This window comes from Camelimonas sp. ID_303_24 (assembly GCF_053543495.1).
The window spans coordinates 120,765-135,630 of record NZ_JBLLJM010000009.1 but is presented as its reverse complement, the minus strand read 5'-3'; the positions used below and the strand labels follow the sequence as shown (position 1 = coordinate 135,630).

Genomic DNA, 14,866 nt, shown 5'->3' with positions numbered 1-14,866 from the left:
ACGAAACCGGCAGCAGGCCAACAGCCTCCCGCCTACGAGGACGGATTGAAGCGGTGATCGACGCGGCCCGTGCAATGGGACATATCCCGCAGAATGAAGCAAACCCTGCCCGCTGGCGCGGTCACCTCGACAAGCTGCTCCCCAAACGCCAGAAGCTGACGCGCGGACACCATGCTGCGATGGCTTATGCGGATGTTCCGGACTTCGTCAAACGTTTGCAGCAGCGCAACGCTGTCTCTGCCCGGGCGCTGGAATTTACCATCCTGACAGCGGCGCGTTCCGGCGAGGTGCTGGGTGCGCGCTGGAGTGAGTTCGACCTTGACGCCAACATCTGGACCCTGCCAGCCGCCCGCATGAAGGCAGGACGTGTGCACCGCGTGCCGCTTTCCGCCAGCGCCCGCGCCATCCTTGAGGAAATGGCGAAGATCAGGACTTCGGAATTTGTGTTTCCTGGCACGAAACCCGACAAACCACTGTCGATCATGGCGATGGAAATGGTACTGCGACGCATGGAGGTTCCAGTTACCGTACACGGCTTCCGTTCGTCCTTTCGCGACTGGGCCGGAAACGAGACGGGATTTCCGCGTGAGTTAGCCGAAGCAGCGCTGGCGCACGTTATCGGCGACAAGGCGGAACAGGCGTACCGGCGGAGCGATGCGCTTGAGCGGCGGCGTGAGATGATGGCCACATGGACAGCATATTGTGCCGTTGCCTGTCAAAAAGCTCATACTTAGCATTGTTCCCATCATCTAACTTACGCTCATCCCATTTCGAGGTTATTCGTCAGTCATCATTTTGGTTTGTTGCACCTGATCCGCGACCAGAAAGGGGGGCGACTGAGATTGAGGAGTTGCGACGCGATGTCATCGCGCTATAAGCTATGAGATTTACGTAATTTTGTCGCTAAATCTCATTAATTATCTCATGGGTGTTTCATAATTCTCCTGTTTTGCGATCTGCGTGCGCAAAATTCGCTAGATGTCTTCAATGAACACACTGCACTCTTTCGTGGTCGACATAAGGTTGTCGATGCCTGCCGTGATATCCCATCTCTGGTGTACCTGCGTTGAGCCGTCAACGGTCCGGAAAACTGCGACGCGATCGTGGAAATGTTTTTCGCGTCCCGAGCGATAAATAAACTCTGGCTTCACCGTTATCCTTGCCGACCGCAGCTCAGCCAATAGCGCATCCGATTGCTCCTGCGGGGAGTCAGGCAAGCCGTGATCGGTGTTCCACACAACAGTCAGCCTTTCAATATCGACGCCAGCGGCGTTGGCTGCTGCAAGGAAGTCTGCAAGGCGTCGACGGTTCTGCGGACGAACGCCGCACCAGGGATCCTCAATTTCCAGCGCAATGCGACGCCCGGCCACGCCCTGGAAAAGCGGTACCAGATTACGGAGTGTGCCCGGCCGGAAGCGCTTGACGCGCAAGCGGGCGGCCAGTGCTGTCAGAGGTGGCGACATGTGCTTGAGGTTGGTCCGCACCGAAGCCAGCCAGCTTTCGCTCGCAGGGCAAGACAGCTTGTGGCTGGTCCCGGTCAGGAATCCATCGAAAACCGGTGCCGGTTCGCCTGCTGCGTAAAACGCATCGACCACACCACCGCCATGCTGCCAGATCGTCAGGCGCGGCGCCATGTTGAGGGTCTCATTGTCCAGGCCGCCGAACCTCAGTTGACCCAAAACCTCGTAAGGTTTTAACACATCTGCAATTTCCCGATCGAGACCCGTGGGCGCCTCCGCGAGGGCAGCTTCAGGTGAAACTAGGATCGTGACGAGCCGGTGCGAGTCTTCATCAAGCCAGTTTCGCAGCGCCCGCACACTGGCCATCCCTTCTGCCCGATCCTCCGCTCCCCAGAGCCGGGGCGATACAATTGCAACCAGTTCCGCCCCCTCCAGCCGGACGCGCAGTGTCGCCGCCGAAGTCTGCGCCACAGGTATTGCCGCCTCTGGCGCATGAGCCGGACGCGGCGTCGATTCCTCAACGAGCTCGCGCAGCCAGTCCAGAACCGGATGGCGGTCAAACTGGTCCCAATAAACCTGGTTGGAGTACTCATTGAGACAGCGTGAACAACTGCTTTCACAGGCAGAGCCCCTCGGGCAGTCAAGAATTGAGATAGCGCGGTTTATCAGTACCCTAGCAGAGAACCGGGAGTCATCAAGTATCCGTCGACAATATCCGGCGCCTCCTGGAACGGAATCAGAGAGAATGACATGAGGAGATGCACCAAATAACTCAACGGTGGTCCGCAGATCCCTTGCATCTGTTTCAAGCAGATCTGCGGCCGCCAGTCTCATGGCTTCGCCAAGCGTTCTCAAAAAGCCACTCTGGGCTGCCTGCCGATCTTTTTGCGTTGGCATTTCGCCGAATTCAGGGACCGGCTGATCCATTCTGACGCCACGCAAATCTGTCTCGAAGATATGGGCGAGATCCACGGGCCATTTCAGGGTTTCGATGTGACAACGATCGCCTGTGCGGGGATTATCATGCCGCGCTGAAATAGCGGCCCCGTTGCGGGCTTCCGGTAGCGCAGGCTGTGCGTGTTCGCATGCAGAGCACCGAAGATACCCAGCCCCGTGTGGTCCGCGGTTCAGTATCAGCATGCGGCCCGGGTGGCCTCCTGCGGGAGCAATCGCCGGCGCGAAAAAATGTGTGACGTGAGCTAGATCAGACGGCTCGAACTCCTCACGCCGCGCCCTGGTCAACAGTCGCGCCTCATCGACAGGGCGGACGCGGAGGCGCGATGCGCCCGGATCCCTGCCTTGTCGCTCGACATAAGATGACAGAAAGCCATGCGGTTCGACAAATGCACGCGGGTGCTCAGTCGCCGGCGCCGCGCATTGAGGGCAGGCGCCCTCAAAATCTTCACGCTTATGATGAAGCTCTGCATGCTTGCAGCTTTGACATATGCGATGGAGCCCGCCTTCCATCCATGCATCTCCACCACCAATGGTCGCCTTCCTAGAAATGCCTGCGGATGTCCAGATGCGGCCGCCCGCGACCACTTCAGCCCCTGGCGCGTATTCTGCGATGGCCATGGATGCGTCACGGTTGAGCTGAAGGGCCCTGTCGTCTGAGGCAGCTTCACGACCGCGCTCGGTCATGATCTCAAGGTGAATCGAGTGGACCGGGAAGCTGTACGTGGGAATGACAGCCGCGCGCGACAGCGTTTCAACCAGGAAACGGTCGAGGAAACGCTTCATGTCGCCTAAGCGGGCCCTCATGCGGTTGGCCGTGCGCAAACTTGCGCTTTCTGCTAGATCGGGGTCTTGAAGTGTTGCTCGGGCAGAGTCGGCCTCGGCTTTCAGCTCACGCCAGCGCGCGCATGTGGCTTTGATCCAGCGTGATATTTCATTACGTCCATGTTCGGTGAGATCATGTCCCATGAGCGGCACATGATAAAGCCGCCTTGGCAAGCTCGTGACCATCCTTTCTGCAACGTTCCGCGCCTTTTGCCCTGGCTCTGAGGCCAGCCAATGATCAAGGTCCGCCAATAGGGTGCTCTCAAGCTCCAGGTCCAGACGATCACCCAATATATCGCGCAGGCGCGGCGCGCCGGTCCGTTCGCCCCCCCTGAGCCGATCATCCAGCCAGCCTGCGAGCAGGCAGGACACCTGGTGGCGTCGGAAGAAGCTGGGATTGTCCAGCGTCAGATAGGGGGCGGCGGGTAGCGCTTCGAGATAGCCGCGCAGATCGCTGAACTGCGCCTGGTCATATCGACCGGATCGCGCCATCATCAAGGCAACGGGGGCTGCCTGCGCGCGGCGCCCGGCACGTCCGGCGCGCTGCTGGTAGTTGGCGATTCCAGGCGGTACGTTGCGACAGAACACGGCTTCCAGTTCGCCCAGGTCGACGCCCATTTCCATGGTAGTCGTGCAGCTTAGAAGATTGACGTCTCCCCGACGGAAACGGTCCTCGATCTCGGAGCGTTCTGCCGTCGAGATGGCGGCGGTATGTTCGCGCGCGATCCCGCTGAATGGTGTTCCTGCATAGCGGGCGAGGTAATGATTTTCTTGGCTCATCGCCGCGTGCTCCCCGGCCGACACCGCGATGGTGCGACCGGTGCAGCGCCACGCTGTGCAGACGCCGCCAAGATCAAGCTGGCTGGTTGCGCCGCAGCTATCGCACCGGCGCATGGCGACTTCCGTTGTGTAGGTGAAGCGCAACGCCGCCAGGTTCAGCACATGGCCATATGTGGATCGTTTGAGCAGGTTGTATCGCGGTCGCGTCGCTTCTTCCCAGAACATTGAAAGGTAGGGTCGTGCAACCGCCTCCGGTATCCCAAGCTGATTGACAAGCACCCAGAGAGGCCGGTTCAGGCGCCCTGGCTCAGCGCGCGCGCTGTCAATCTGACTTCCCTGATTTGCGCCAGACGCGCGATCAGTCCTTCACCGAACCGCTCTTGGGCTTCAATGACAAATGCGTCAAGCTTCGCCGCCCGCATGCCGTCATTCCAGACTTCGATCAGATCTGCCTCATTATCTGGCTCCAATAGCCGCATGTCCCGTACTTTTTCGAGGACTTTTCCCGCTTCGATCCAATCATCGGAGGAGAGGGGCAACTCATGTACTGGCGCTGCCAGCGCAGGGTGCAACTGCCTTTCGGATGTGATGACGGCGCCATCACCGCTCGGAAATTGCTCTCCGAACAGGTCTTCGGCAAAGCGGGCCAGCTCGTCCCGCCGCGCGGGATCAAGGCTGGCGGAGGTGCCGACGCAGCGGATTTGGCCCTGAGGTATTTCAAGGTGGGCCTTCAACTTTCGAAGAAGGAAAGCCACTTCAATGGCTTGCGCGCCAGTGTAAGTATGAATTTCGTCGAGGACCAGCCAGTTCAGATCAGCGCCAGCCAGCAAGGCGCGGTTGCGCGGCAAGAGCAGGATGTGCTCCAGCATCGCATAATTGGTGATAAGAATATGCGGTGGATTGTCCAGCATTTCGCTGCGGGACAGGAGCCAGTTCAGTGGCGCATGGCGTGCATCGGGGAAATCAGCCTGAAAGGTCGGCGTCGCAATCAGGCGGTCTTCCTCATTTGGCCGTGTCGCGTCGGAACGAACCTGCCCGGTGAAGCGTCCGAGTGTAATGCCGGGATCGCCCAGATCCCGGAAGAGGAGCCGGGCGATACGGTGCATCTGGTCATTGGCAAGAGCGTTGAGTGGATAGACCAGAATCGCGCGGATCCCAGGACGATCAAGATCACCGCGCCGCAACAGATCGTCAATCAGGGGGAAAAGAAAGGACTCCGTCTTTCCTGAGCCGGTCCCCGTCGCGACCAAATAATTCTCATCCCGGCCAATGGCGGCGGATTGGTGCAGGTGCAGCGGTCTGCGCCACAGGGAGAGCCCCTCCTGACCGTTTTCTAGCGCTGCCCAGCCTGGATGCAACGCGCCGCTAGCGACCAGGCCTTCGAGGCTCTCGCCCTTTTCAAAATCTGGCAAGCTCTCGACATAAGGGCCGCGGACGAGCTCTGCTTGCTCGCATTCCTTAACCACAGTACGCGCGAGGCGGGGTGTCCGTGCTGGGGAAACCGCAGCTGCCGTTGCAATGTAGCGGGCAAGGGTTTTGGCGAGCTTACGCTGGAATTCGATCGGGTCGAGGTCGGTCATGGACGTTCCTTGGCGATTTGCCAGAGAAGGAGATGAAATGCGAAGAGTTCTGGAGCGAGCCGAAGCAGTAGGGCTGTGCTACTGAGCGCCTGGGCGGGAGATACGCCCGTCCGCCTGGAAAGCGCCTCCAAATAGTCACAAACCTTTCGAAAACGACTGGCCTGGGCAAAGCCTGAGAGAAGTGCCGTAGCCCACAGATCGATCTGGTTTGGCTCGCCGCCTTCCTTGTCGCAATGCGGAACTGGGGGGCGCAGCTGTTCGGGCAACGAGACCCACGCGGCGTACATCAGGCGCTGCAGCGCCGCCTGCCGTCCGCTGGTTGGTCCATCTTCGTCTACGTCATCCAGAAACAGGCCGGCCGCATCAAGCCGTTCGGAAAGCCGCAGATGTGCGGCGCGCCAATGGTCCGGCCCGAGCAGGGGCGCGCCACGCCAGAACCAGCCCGCCGAGTGGTCTGCATCAACGTGGTTCAGGTTTCTGAAAAACCTTGCAGGATCAAAGCCCTCCAACCGCATGTCAGAGCTGGTTGCAGCATGGATGTTACGAAAGGCTAGATACACTGTAGGATGAAGCTGGGACATTTCGCGTATGCGTGTCGTCTTCAGCGACGCAAGAGCGGCCAGCTCCGTGACGCCCGTATCCATGGCTGCCGCCAACGAGGCAAAGGCTTCAGGAGGGGCGGCGTAAAGATCAGGAAGGAGCTGCAAGGGGTGCAGGACAGGCAACCAACCTGGCGGCGCATGATCGGGAGGTGGAACGCTTGCCGTGCGCATGAGCACAGCATCGCCGTGAGGCGTCTGGCCGAGCCGCTGACCTAGCTCTTTCCAGCGGGCGACAATGGTCTTTTCGAGATGAGTCCAGCACTCTTCCGCATAACAATCAGAAAGCCACCGGCACAATACATCGAACCGTCGGGAAAGCTCCAGATCGCCAACTGGCCGCTCCATGGCCGGGTTGGTGAGGGCGACTGCAAAACTCTCGCCACGCGCCTTGCGAAGAGGGCTCCAGTCATGAGCCCCTTCGGCCCTGATGAGCAGACGGGCCAACTTTATCCCGCCCTCCAGCCAGTCACAACTGATTGCGAGCTCAACCGCGTATGCATGTCTGTCGCACACCCTTGCGTTCAGCCATGCCGGGCGACGGGTTGAAACTGGCCTGAATCTAAGCGCAGCCTCGGCAAAAACAATGCCTCCGCCTTCATCCTCAATTTCTACGGCTATGGCGTCCACGGCCTTGTCAAATTGTAGCCGGAGTCGCACCGCATTGCGGGCCGGCAGAAACGTGATGCTTTGAGGCGCTAATGCCTCAACCAGTTCAAACAGAAGCAATTCCGATCCATTGCCGCGCCGCACCAGCACACGCCCACCGGATGTCATCGCAAGCATGTCACGGATGGCAAATGTTCTGGTTAAACCATTGATAAACGGATTTTCTTTCTTGCGGCTTCCGATAATCAACTGTGCATCTTCGTCTGGACATGTTATGCGGATGGTATCGAGGCGATCGTCTTGTCCAACGGATATTCGGGAGCCATGAGGCAGTATAGAAATACTCCCATCTGCGCGCTGTCTCGTTACGCTCACGTCAGGCCACGGCAGGTCAAAGGGGACATGGGCACCTTCAATATCGAAAACGGCGCGTGCGGTGATGTAGCCCCCCAAACGATCAAGGCAAATGCCACCGTTGTCGTCATAATCAACATGAAGGCATTCATCGGGGATCAGGTTCTCAATCGGCTTTGCGCTCTCAAATACGATCCCGTCAGAGTGTGTAAACTCGGGCCACACCCAGACGGTGATCCCAATGCCAGCGCTGTTTAATGCACGACCGTCCGTGGCAGGCGACATCAGCTCCACCCGAATCCTACAAGGGTCACTGGTGCCGCAGCCAGCGAACTCTGCGAGTAGCTCGCTCATGCCAATGTCGCCAATTCCCCATTCAGAAATCGGGACGTCCACAAATGCCACCTTCTGCCCAAGCGCTACACGTAATGTTCGAATTTCTGCGCGGTCCAGTCCCGTGCCTACCTGGAGTATCGCGGATGGCCCCAGAAGCGGTCCGCGCGGGCCGTTTGCAATCGGATTGCCTGAAAATGAAAGGCTCCGTCGAGCCCGGGCGCTGAGGGCGACGCTGGCTCCATCTAACTCAAGCGCCAGTGGTCGGTGCCCCAGATTCGCGAAGCTAACAAAACTGTTCGGCTCCGCCTCAATGGCAGGGGCGCCCCCGATTGAAAAAGCCGCCCTTGCGAGAATGACCACGTCCGTCGAATCCAGTGCGATGGCACCGGCCGCAGGTCTAATTTCCCGAAGGTAGTGTCCCGTCGCCCTGTCGAATGCCACACAAGCATTCTGGGGGATAAAATTCAATTGGCCGATCTGACCAGAGATTTCCCAGCGGATAACCTTGGGCCACGGCTGGAACAGCGTCCAGCTCTCGCCGCCACGCAATCTTAAGGGCTTCAGGCAATTATCCAGCCAAATCCGGATATGCCCTTCCGCTCGTGGGAGCATCAGCTTCAGTTCACTGTCGCTCCAATAGAGGCGTGGCCGTGGGACAACAGCCTCCTTGATGATCTTGTCATTTGATTTTCGCGATGCAGCGGTGCGCTGGTCAAGTACATCTTTGAAGTAACTTTCGAAATCGTTCGCAGGAACAAATGCGGCTGGGTTCTGCATAATCCGCGCGAACAGTGTAGCGTGCCAGGCCGTATCGTCCCACTGGATGGCCCTGCGAAGCACGTTGATCGCCGTCGGAAGGAATTCAAGGGCATCGACCTCCCAGCTGTTGAGAAGCGATGTCGCCTCGGTCGGCGGAGGGCCATACGCCGCGCATTGCTTCAGGAAAGCATCTATCAGGCGCGGTAGCTGCGCCCGGCTTACCCCTGCGTGCAACAAATAGACGTCGACATTTCGGTCAAGGCCTCGGGTAGGCAGCCCAAGACGATCGCAAACTCTACTGAACGAATCGTGGAGGATTTGCCGATGTGACTGCGCTTCCAGAGAGACGCCTAGGGTATTAGAGATAAGTTTGTAGACGGCATTTCCGTCCTCGCCATAATCAGCGTTTAAGGAGTTGGCCACAAGCCAAGTTGCGAGATTGGGAAATCGTCGGAAAAAATTGTAAATATTGTCTGCGCGACCATTCAATATTGCCCTAGTCGCGACGATGGCTTTGTTTCTTCCATTGGCATCTAGTTCTAGTATGCCGACAAAGGGGGGGGCCCCTACCGCGCGCAATGACCGCTTAATGATAAAGTCTGCCGTACTGCAAGCCAAGGCCAAATTTTGTTGAAGGTGCACGCTCACAGTTTGCTTACTCCTCCCAGTGTCTTGGTTTTTTGCTTTAGCCGGCGTAGCACCTTAATGGCATATGTACAACAGAGTCGGTCCTATGCGGGACAGTCTGGAGCTTCGTGTGCGAGCCGCCTCAAAGAAATCAGACCGCCATGGTCATTGTGAAGCCCTCACCAGAGATAGCGGCGAACTGCGCCTTGGCAATCACCCACTCACGGGCTGGCATTTTCCAGTTCTTGCCGCTGAGCAAGACGAGAAACAGCAGCTTGAGCACGGTCTCATCTGTCGGGAAATAGTTCCTTTCCTGGGCGGCCCTGTGTAGCTTTGAATTTAGCACCTCGATGGCGTTGGTCGTGCATACCGTCCATGGCTTCCGGTTATCCTTCCGGGATTGGGCGGGTAACGAGACAGAGTTTCCTCGCGAGCTGGCAGAAACAGCTCTGGCTCACGTTATTGGTGACAGGGCGGAGCAGGCGTACCGTCGAAGCGACGCGCTGGAGCGATGCCGGGAAATGATGGAATCCTGGACCAGATATCGCGCCCTTCGCAGTGAAAGAACCCATATCTAGTGCTTTCTCACATTGGCGCTCTTGCCAACATGCCGACTCAGGATTATCGATAGAGTTCTATATCAATCGCTGCGCATGACGTGCGGCCCGACCACGGGATCAAGGCTTATACGCCGGATCACGTTAAGGGAGCGCGGCTATGCCCTTAGACGCAGCGACAGAATCGACTGCTTCCCAACCTTCGATTGACAGCGTCCCGTTCGCGGCATCCCTGCCTGCGGGCATACCCATGCGTGCGGCCTATCCTCTGAAAGAGGCCCGCGTTCTCCTCGGAGACCCGTCCAGCGCCACAATCTACCGCTGGGAGGCCCAAGGCATCATCAGACTCGTCCGCATTGGCGGCCGCACGCTCGTCCCCTATGCGGAAATCCTCCGCCTGGCTGGTGGGGATGCGCTGTGATGAACGAGGTGAATTGGCAGCCAGGCCGGGAGCTCCGATCGCTCAATCTCACTGTGTACAGCGATCAGACACTGTACGTCTATATTTCTTCGGAAGCTGTGTTTCACAGGCTTTTCCGCACGTATTCGCATCTGGAGGGCATCGACAGTCTCCTGTACCGCATGGCCATGCACGAGATCGACCCCGCGAGTGTCCGGCTTAAAGACGCTTCGGATTGGCGCGATGGATCGCCCAGCGAAATGCCGCGGGAACTTCGTCACGAACTGGCGGATGATCTCCATGTGATCATGAAGGCATCCGGTCTGGAGCCGTTCACGGCCCATCAAGTGATGGCCACTGCGATGGTGCGCGCCTTTGAATGGAGGCGCTGCAATGAATTCTGACAGACATGCGGCGCAGCCGGGAGAAACTGACGCCGGGGTGATCCCAAGGGGGGGCTACCCGCCCCACCACCTCCCGATAATGGCGATTGCACCGACATTCACCCGCCTTGTGATGTCGCCGGCAAGAATGCCGACCATGGTCAGGCGACTATCGGCAGCAAAGGGGACCTCCCGCATTTTCAGAGCCAGCACCAGTCGCTCCCTGCCATTGCAGAACTCCGAGAACATCGTCAGTGGGTAGCCTGGCGCTTCAAAGAAGTCCCAACAGCGGGTGGTGCCACCAAGTTCACGAAGCCCCCGGTCAATCCGATGACTGGGCGCGGCGCATCTCACAGCGATCCGGCCACATGGGGCACATTCGAGCAGGCGTTTGATCGCGCGGTCCAGCTAAAACTTTCCGGCGTCGGCTTCGTTCTTGCCGCAGACGATGAATATACCGGCATTGATCTCGACAAGTGCCGCGATCCGGAAACCGGCGCTCTGGACCCATGGGTACAGGAAATAATCAACCTCAACGAAACCTATACTGAGGTAAGCCCTTCAGGCACTGGGATTCGCATGATCGCGCGCGGCAAAATCGAAGGTCCGATCAAGTGCGATCCGGCCCGTGTCGAGGTTTACGTCAAACAGCGCTATCTCACCATAACTGCCAATCACTTGATGGCCGCTTCGAGGCGCGGCAGCAGAATGACGTCAGAGAACGACCGCCGTTCAGGGGTTGCGCTGTCAGGGGCGATCTCTGAGCCATGCCGGTACGCCCACCCCAGATCCTGAAGAATGTGGATGGCCGCCTGTTCGACGGTGTCTTCGGTGAATGTGGACACGTCGGGCAGCCTCCCAGCAATACACGGCGCATCTGGCGTGCGCCTTTTGACCAGTCTTATCGACCCGATGCCGAATGAATCAGTAATTGGTCGAGGATAGCCTGAACCTCTGTCGGCGAAGCGGGAGCAAAGCACACAAGATCTGCTTCAGCCAGCTGGGGCATGGCCTTCAGGCCGCTATGGCGACCATAATTGAGTTCGCCATTCTGGTTTTTCTTCTTCCAGAGCAGCGCTGCTGGCGAACGCTTGTGCGCTATTGCTCCGCCAACCAGTGGCCCTGCGGCCTTTTCCGTAATCCAGATGTTCGGCGGCGATTTAGTGTCTTTCTGGAACATGATTTCCAGCGACTTCCCCCCTGGCGCTGTGATGATGTAGCGTGCGGCCTTGTCCGTCTGGTGGCCGATGGGATGCTCTGTGGCGTGAGTATCCAGCAGCGCGGTGATAGCGCGTTTGAAGGAGGTGCGATCAATCGTCATGCGATGCTTTCCAGATTGGTATCCCGCACGCTAACTTCACCGGACATCAGCCGGGGCAGCAGATAGTCGCGCGTTTCTGCGAGGGTGCGGTTTTCGGCAGAATTCATTGAAATTTTAGCAAACGAAACGTCAATATGGTCACCAAAAGCTGCAAAAACGTCGATCGACGGCAGCGCAAAAGGCAATGCCTTGAGGCTGTCGGCTTGGGCACGCTGCCTTCCGGATGTGCCGATCATACTTTGTATTGCATGCATGCGGTATTCAGGATCGCGACAAAAGATATAAGCAAGCGGCTTTGGTACGCCTGACTTGGCGCGGTGAACAATGAATTCGGTCGATCCCCAGCCTATTGTCGCGTTATCGGGCAAGAAATCGATGAAAGCTGCCTTCCCATTTTCCAAGCATGGAGTAATCCGTGCCAGAATGGCATCTCCGTTTCGAAATTTCATGCCAGAACCATACGCACGTAAGGTGGGCTGCTCAGCACAACTTCCGCTCGTAGGCAGTGAGGACATGTCCGAGTAAGGCGCTACGGCCCCCTTGCTTAAGTACTCCGTCGGATTGAATTCGATGATGTCGCCTACTGCGCCCAGTCGCCACCCCACCGGCAGCCCATCATCCCCCAGCTGATCCGGAAACAACGCGGCCAGTTCAGCGGCGCGGGGCGGGTCGGGGGTGAGGCCACCCATGATTGGAACAGGCTCGCTAACGCCAGCCAACTTTCGACGGACAGGGCCGAAATCGACGAACCAATCGCGGAAAATAGCCTGCGCCATCGCCTCCAGCGTCTCGTTCATTCGCCGGTTGAGCTCGATCTTGTCTTCAAGTGACGACAGCACCCCAACTATCTGACGCTGTACGGCAAGGGGAGGTAGCCTGAACGCATAAGACAGTATGCGGCTCGGGGAGGTGTGTTTGACAGTGGACCCCGTCGCACTCCCCAATATTTCGTCTCTATATGCGCTAGTGCGCATCAACCACGCGATGAACGACAGGCATGTATTTTCACTTTTCTGGATTACTTTGCCAATGCGTTGGTTGTGTAGGAACCGCTTTTGGGAGATGGGGACGGTCGCAGAGTAGCCAAGAGTATCGGCATTTTTGCTTAGGTCCGTCATCGTAACGATGACATCTCCGGTGCTTAACACGTAATCATTCGGTATTATGCCGTTGTAATATTTTGCCTTGTTAAGCTGGAACCCGCCGCCAATGGCGAAGTTTCCCGGGGTGACAAGGATACTGTCTGTCGGTTCGTCGCAAAAATGTTCACCCCTAAAGGCAAAGCCATGTTTAATGTCGATAAGGTCAGCTAACCGAGTTTCGCGCCAATCATCCATGGCCAGCAATCCCGCTGATATTCGATAAAATCAATTGAGCTAACTGTTCACTATCAACGAACTGCTTCGATAACTTGACCTTAAGTTCACCAATCCGTTCCTCAAACGGCACGCCGTCATCCTCCACATCTGCCGCGCCGACATAACGCCCCGGCGTCAGCACGTGCCCATGGCTACGCACCTCATCCAGCGTAGCTGCCCGGCAGAACCCCGGCACATCGGCGTAAGGCTCCAGCCCAGCGGTAGCGACAGCCTCTGGCCTGCCACGCCAACGGTGATAGGCGCCCGCGATCAGGGCGACGTCAGCTTCGGAGAACTCCCGGCGGGTGCGGTCCACCATATGCCCCAGCTTGCGGGCATCGATGAACAGGATTTCACCGCGACGGTCGCGATGACCATTGGCGCTTTTGTCGCGCGCCAGAAACCAAAGACAAGCCGGAATCTGGGTGGAGTAGAACAACTGCCCAGGCAGCGCCACCATGCAGTCGACATGGTCGGCCTCAATCAACGCCTTGCGGATGTCGCCTTCGCCGGATTGCTGCGACGACATTGAGCCATTGGCCAGCACAACGCCCGCCGTGCCACGTGGGGCGAGGTGATGCAGGATGTGTTGCAGCCAGGCGAAATTGGCGTTGCCCTGCGGTGGCGTACCGTGCTTCCACCTTGCATCGCCGTCCAGCTTCGACTGCCACCAGTCTGAGATGTTGAACGGCGGATTGGCCATGATGAAATCGAACTTCATCTGGGCGAATTCGTCGCGAATGAAGCTGCCTTCATTGTTCCAGCGGATATCGGCGTCGATGCCGCGCACCGCCAGATTCATCCGGCACAGCCGCCACGTGGTGTGGTTCCGCTCCTGTCCGTAGATGGCGATGTCGTCACGCCGCCCCTGATGTTCTTCGATAAATTTTTCCGACTGCACGAACATGCCGCCAGAGCCGCAACACGGGTCATAGACCCGACCTTTTGCCGGCTCCAGCATCTCGACAATCGTCTGCACCACTGAACGGGGCGTGTAGAACTCACCGCCACGCCGCCCTTCAGCGCCGGCAAACTGCGAGATGAAATATTCATACGCCCGCCCCAGCCTGTCTCGCGCCTCGCCATGATCGCCGCGCATGTCGATGTTGGAGAACAGATCAATGAGCTCGCCGAGCATGGTCTTGTCGAGCTGCGGGCGCGAATAGCCCTTTGGCAGCACGTCCTTCAGCACCTTGATGTTGGCCTGCTCAATGGCTTCCATGGCGTTGTCGATCAGCCCGCCAATGTCGCCCTTCTTGGTCTGTCCGGTGATGACATCGACAAAAATGATCTCGGGCAACCTGGCGTTCGCCTGCAAATGCGCCCAGCGTGCCTCAGGCGGCACCCAGAACACGTTGTCGGCGAGGTATTCTTCCGGATCTTCTGGCTCTGCATATTCGTTTTGCAGCAGTTTGACGTGCTGCGCCTCGAACGCTTCCGAAATGTACTTGAGGAAGATCAGGCCAAGTGCAACATGCTTGTATTCCGACGGCTCCAGATTACCGCGCAGCTTGTCCGCCGCCTTGAACAACTCGGCCTCAAAGCCGAGGTCGCCAGCAGTCGCCCGGGCCTCCCCGGCAGCCATTGGCCTGATCCGTTCCCTGGCCGGCTTTGCCGCGACTGTCGGCCGCTCCGATAATTCGTCTGCCGCTGCCGACGCCAGTTGAACAGAGCCGCCACGTCCACGCCCAGGCGTAACGTCGCCAGCGGCGATCAGGGCCTCCTTTACGACGTTGTACGTTGCTTCATCCCACTGCAGGGCTGCACGCAGCTTTACGTTGCCCGAAGAGCCGCCCGACTGTGTCAGCGCCGCGAGAAACGCCTCTTTCAGGGCCTGTTCAACCATCTCACCCTCTTCGAACTTCAACGCCTGGACCCGCTGCAGCAAATCAGTATCTGCAATCGGTCGCACTGCTGATTGCTATTCCATCTGTGGTTGCGCACACAATAGGCGCGACAGGGGA

At 58.2% G+C, this 14,866-nt stretch carries 9 protein-coding genes and 2 pseudogenes; 3 read left to right on the top strand and 8 right to left on the bottom strand.

The features are described from left to right. A partial coding sequence (locus ACERNI_RS10655; RefSeq protein WP_448833264.1) for a tyrosine-type recombinase/integrase occupies positions 1 to 734 on the top strand: 734 nt, incomplete at its 5' end. Between the two features lie 240 nt (positions 735 to 974). Here the strand turns inward: ACERNI_RS10655 and ACERNI_RS10650 are convergent. From ACERNI_RS10650 to ACERNI_RS10635, 4 genes and pseudogenes are all read right to left on the bottom strand, one after another. Continuing rightward, complete coding sequence (locus ACERNI_RS10650) at positions 975 to 4,244, bottom strand: helicase-related protein (protein WP_448833263.1); 3,270 nt, start codon at positions 4,242 to 4,244, stop codon at positions 975 to 977. A gap of 68 nt (positions 4,245 to 4,312) precedes the next feature. After that, the gene (locus ACERNI_RS10645) at positions 4,313 to 5,599 is read right to left on the bottom strand and encodes a DEAD/DEAH box helicase (RefSeq protein WP_448833262.1); all 1,287 of its coding nucleotides are present in this window, start codon (positions 5,597 to 5,599) and stop codon (positions 4,313 to 4,315) included. Next, positions 5,596 to 8,904: a hypothetical protein gene (locus tag ACERNI_RS10640; RefSeq protein WP_448833261.1), complete on the bottom strand. Its 3,309-nt coding sequence runs from the start codon at positions 8,902 to 8,904 to the stop codon at positions 5,596 to 5,598. The genes ACERNI_RS10645 and ACERNI_RS10640 overlap by 4 nt, the downstream gene beginning before the upstream one ends. A gap of 130 nt (positions 8,905 to 9,034) precedes the next feature. Continuing rightward, positions 9,035 to 9,247: pseudogene (locus tag ACERNI_RS10635) on the bottom strand (transposase); the annotation flags it as partial. A 4-nt stretch (positions 9,248 to 9,251) separates the two neighbouring features. Between ACERNI_RS10635 and ACERNI_RS10630 the strand changes: the two are divergent. Together ACERNI_RS10630 and ACERNI_RS10625 are read left to right on the top strand one after the other, a co-directional pair. Then, a pseudogene (locus ACERNI_RS10630) lies at positions 9,252 to 9,461 on the top strand (integrase); the annotation flags it as partial. 399 nt (positions 9,462 to 9,860) lie between these two features. Then, positions 9,861 to 10,244, top strand: a complete 384-nt coding sequence (locus ACERNI_RS10625) for a hypothetical protein (RefSeq protein WP_448833260.1) — start codon at positions 9,861 to 9,863, stop codon at positions 10,242 to 10,244. Between the two features lie 653 nt (positions 10,245 to 10,897). Here the strand turns inward: ACERNI_RS10625 and ACERNI_RS10620 are convergent. The 4 genes from ACERNI_RS10620 to ACERNI_RS10605 are packed head-to-tail and all read right to left on the bottom strand — an operon-like array spanning position 10,898 to position 14,790. Next, on the bottom strand, positions 10,898 to 11,068 hold the full coding sequence (locus ACERNI_RS10620) for a type I restriction endonuclease (RefSeq protein ID WP_448833259.1): 171 nt from the start codon (positions 11,066 to 11,068) through the stop codon (positions 10,898 to 10,900). Between the two features lie 56 nt (positions 11,069 to 11,124). Continuing rightward, positions 11,125 to 11,544 carry a hypothetical protein gene (locus ACERNI_RS10615; RefSeq protein WP_448833258.1) on the bottom strand — a complete coding sequence of 140 codons (420 nt, stop codon included), beginning with the start codon at positions 11,542 to 11,544 and terminating at the stop codon, positions 11,125 to 11,127. After that, on the bottom strand, positions 11,541 to 12,881 hold the full coding sequence (locus ACERNI_RS10610) for a restriction endonuclease subunit S (RefSeq protein WP_448833257.1): 1,341 nt from the start codon (positions 12,879 to 12,881) through the stop codon (positions 11,541 to 11,543). The genes ACERNI_RS10615 and ACERNI_RS10610 overlap by 4 nt, the downstream gene beginning before the upstream one ends. After that, entirely contained in the window at positions 12,874 to 14,790 is a 1,917-nt protein-coding gene (locus ACERNI_RS10605) for a class I SAM-dependent DNA methyltransferase (RefSeq protein ID WP_448833256.1), read from the bottom strand. Before ACERNI_RS10605 ends, ACERNI_RS10610 begins: the two co-directional genes overlap by 8 nt. Positions 14,791 to 14,866 lie beyond the last annotated feature (76 nt).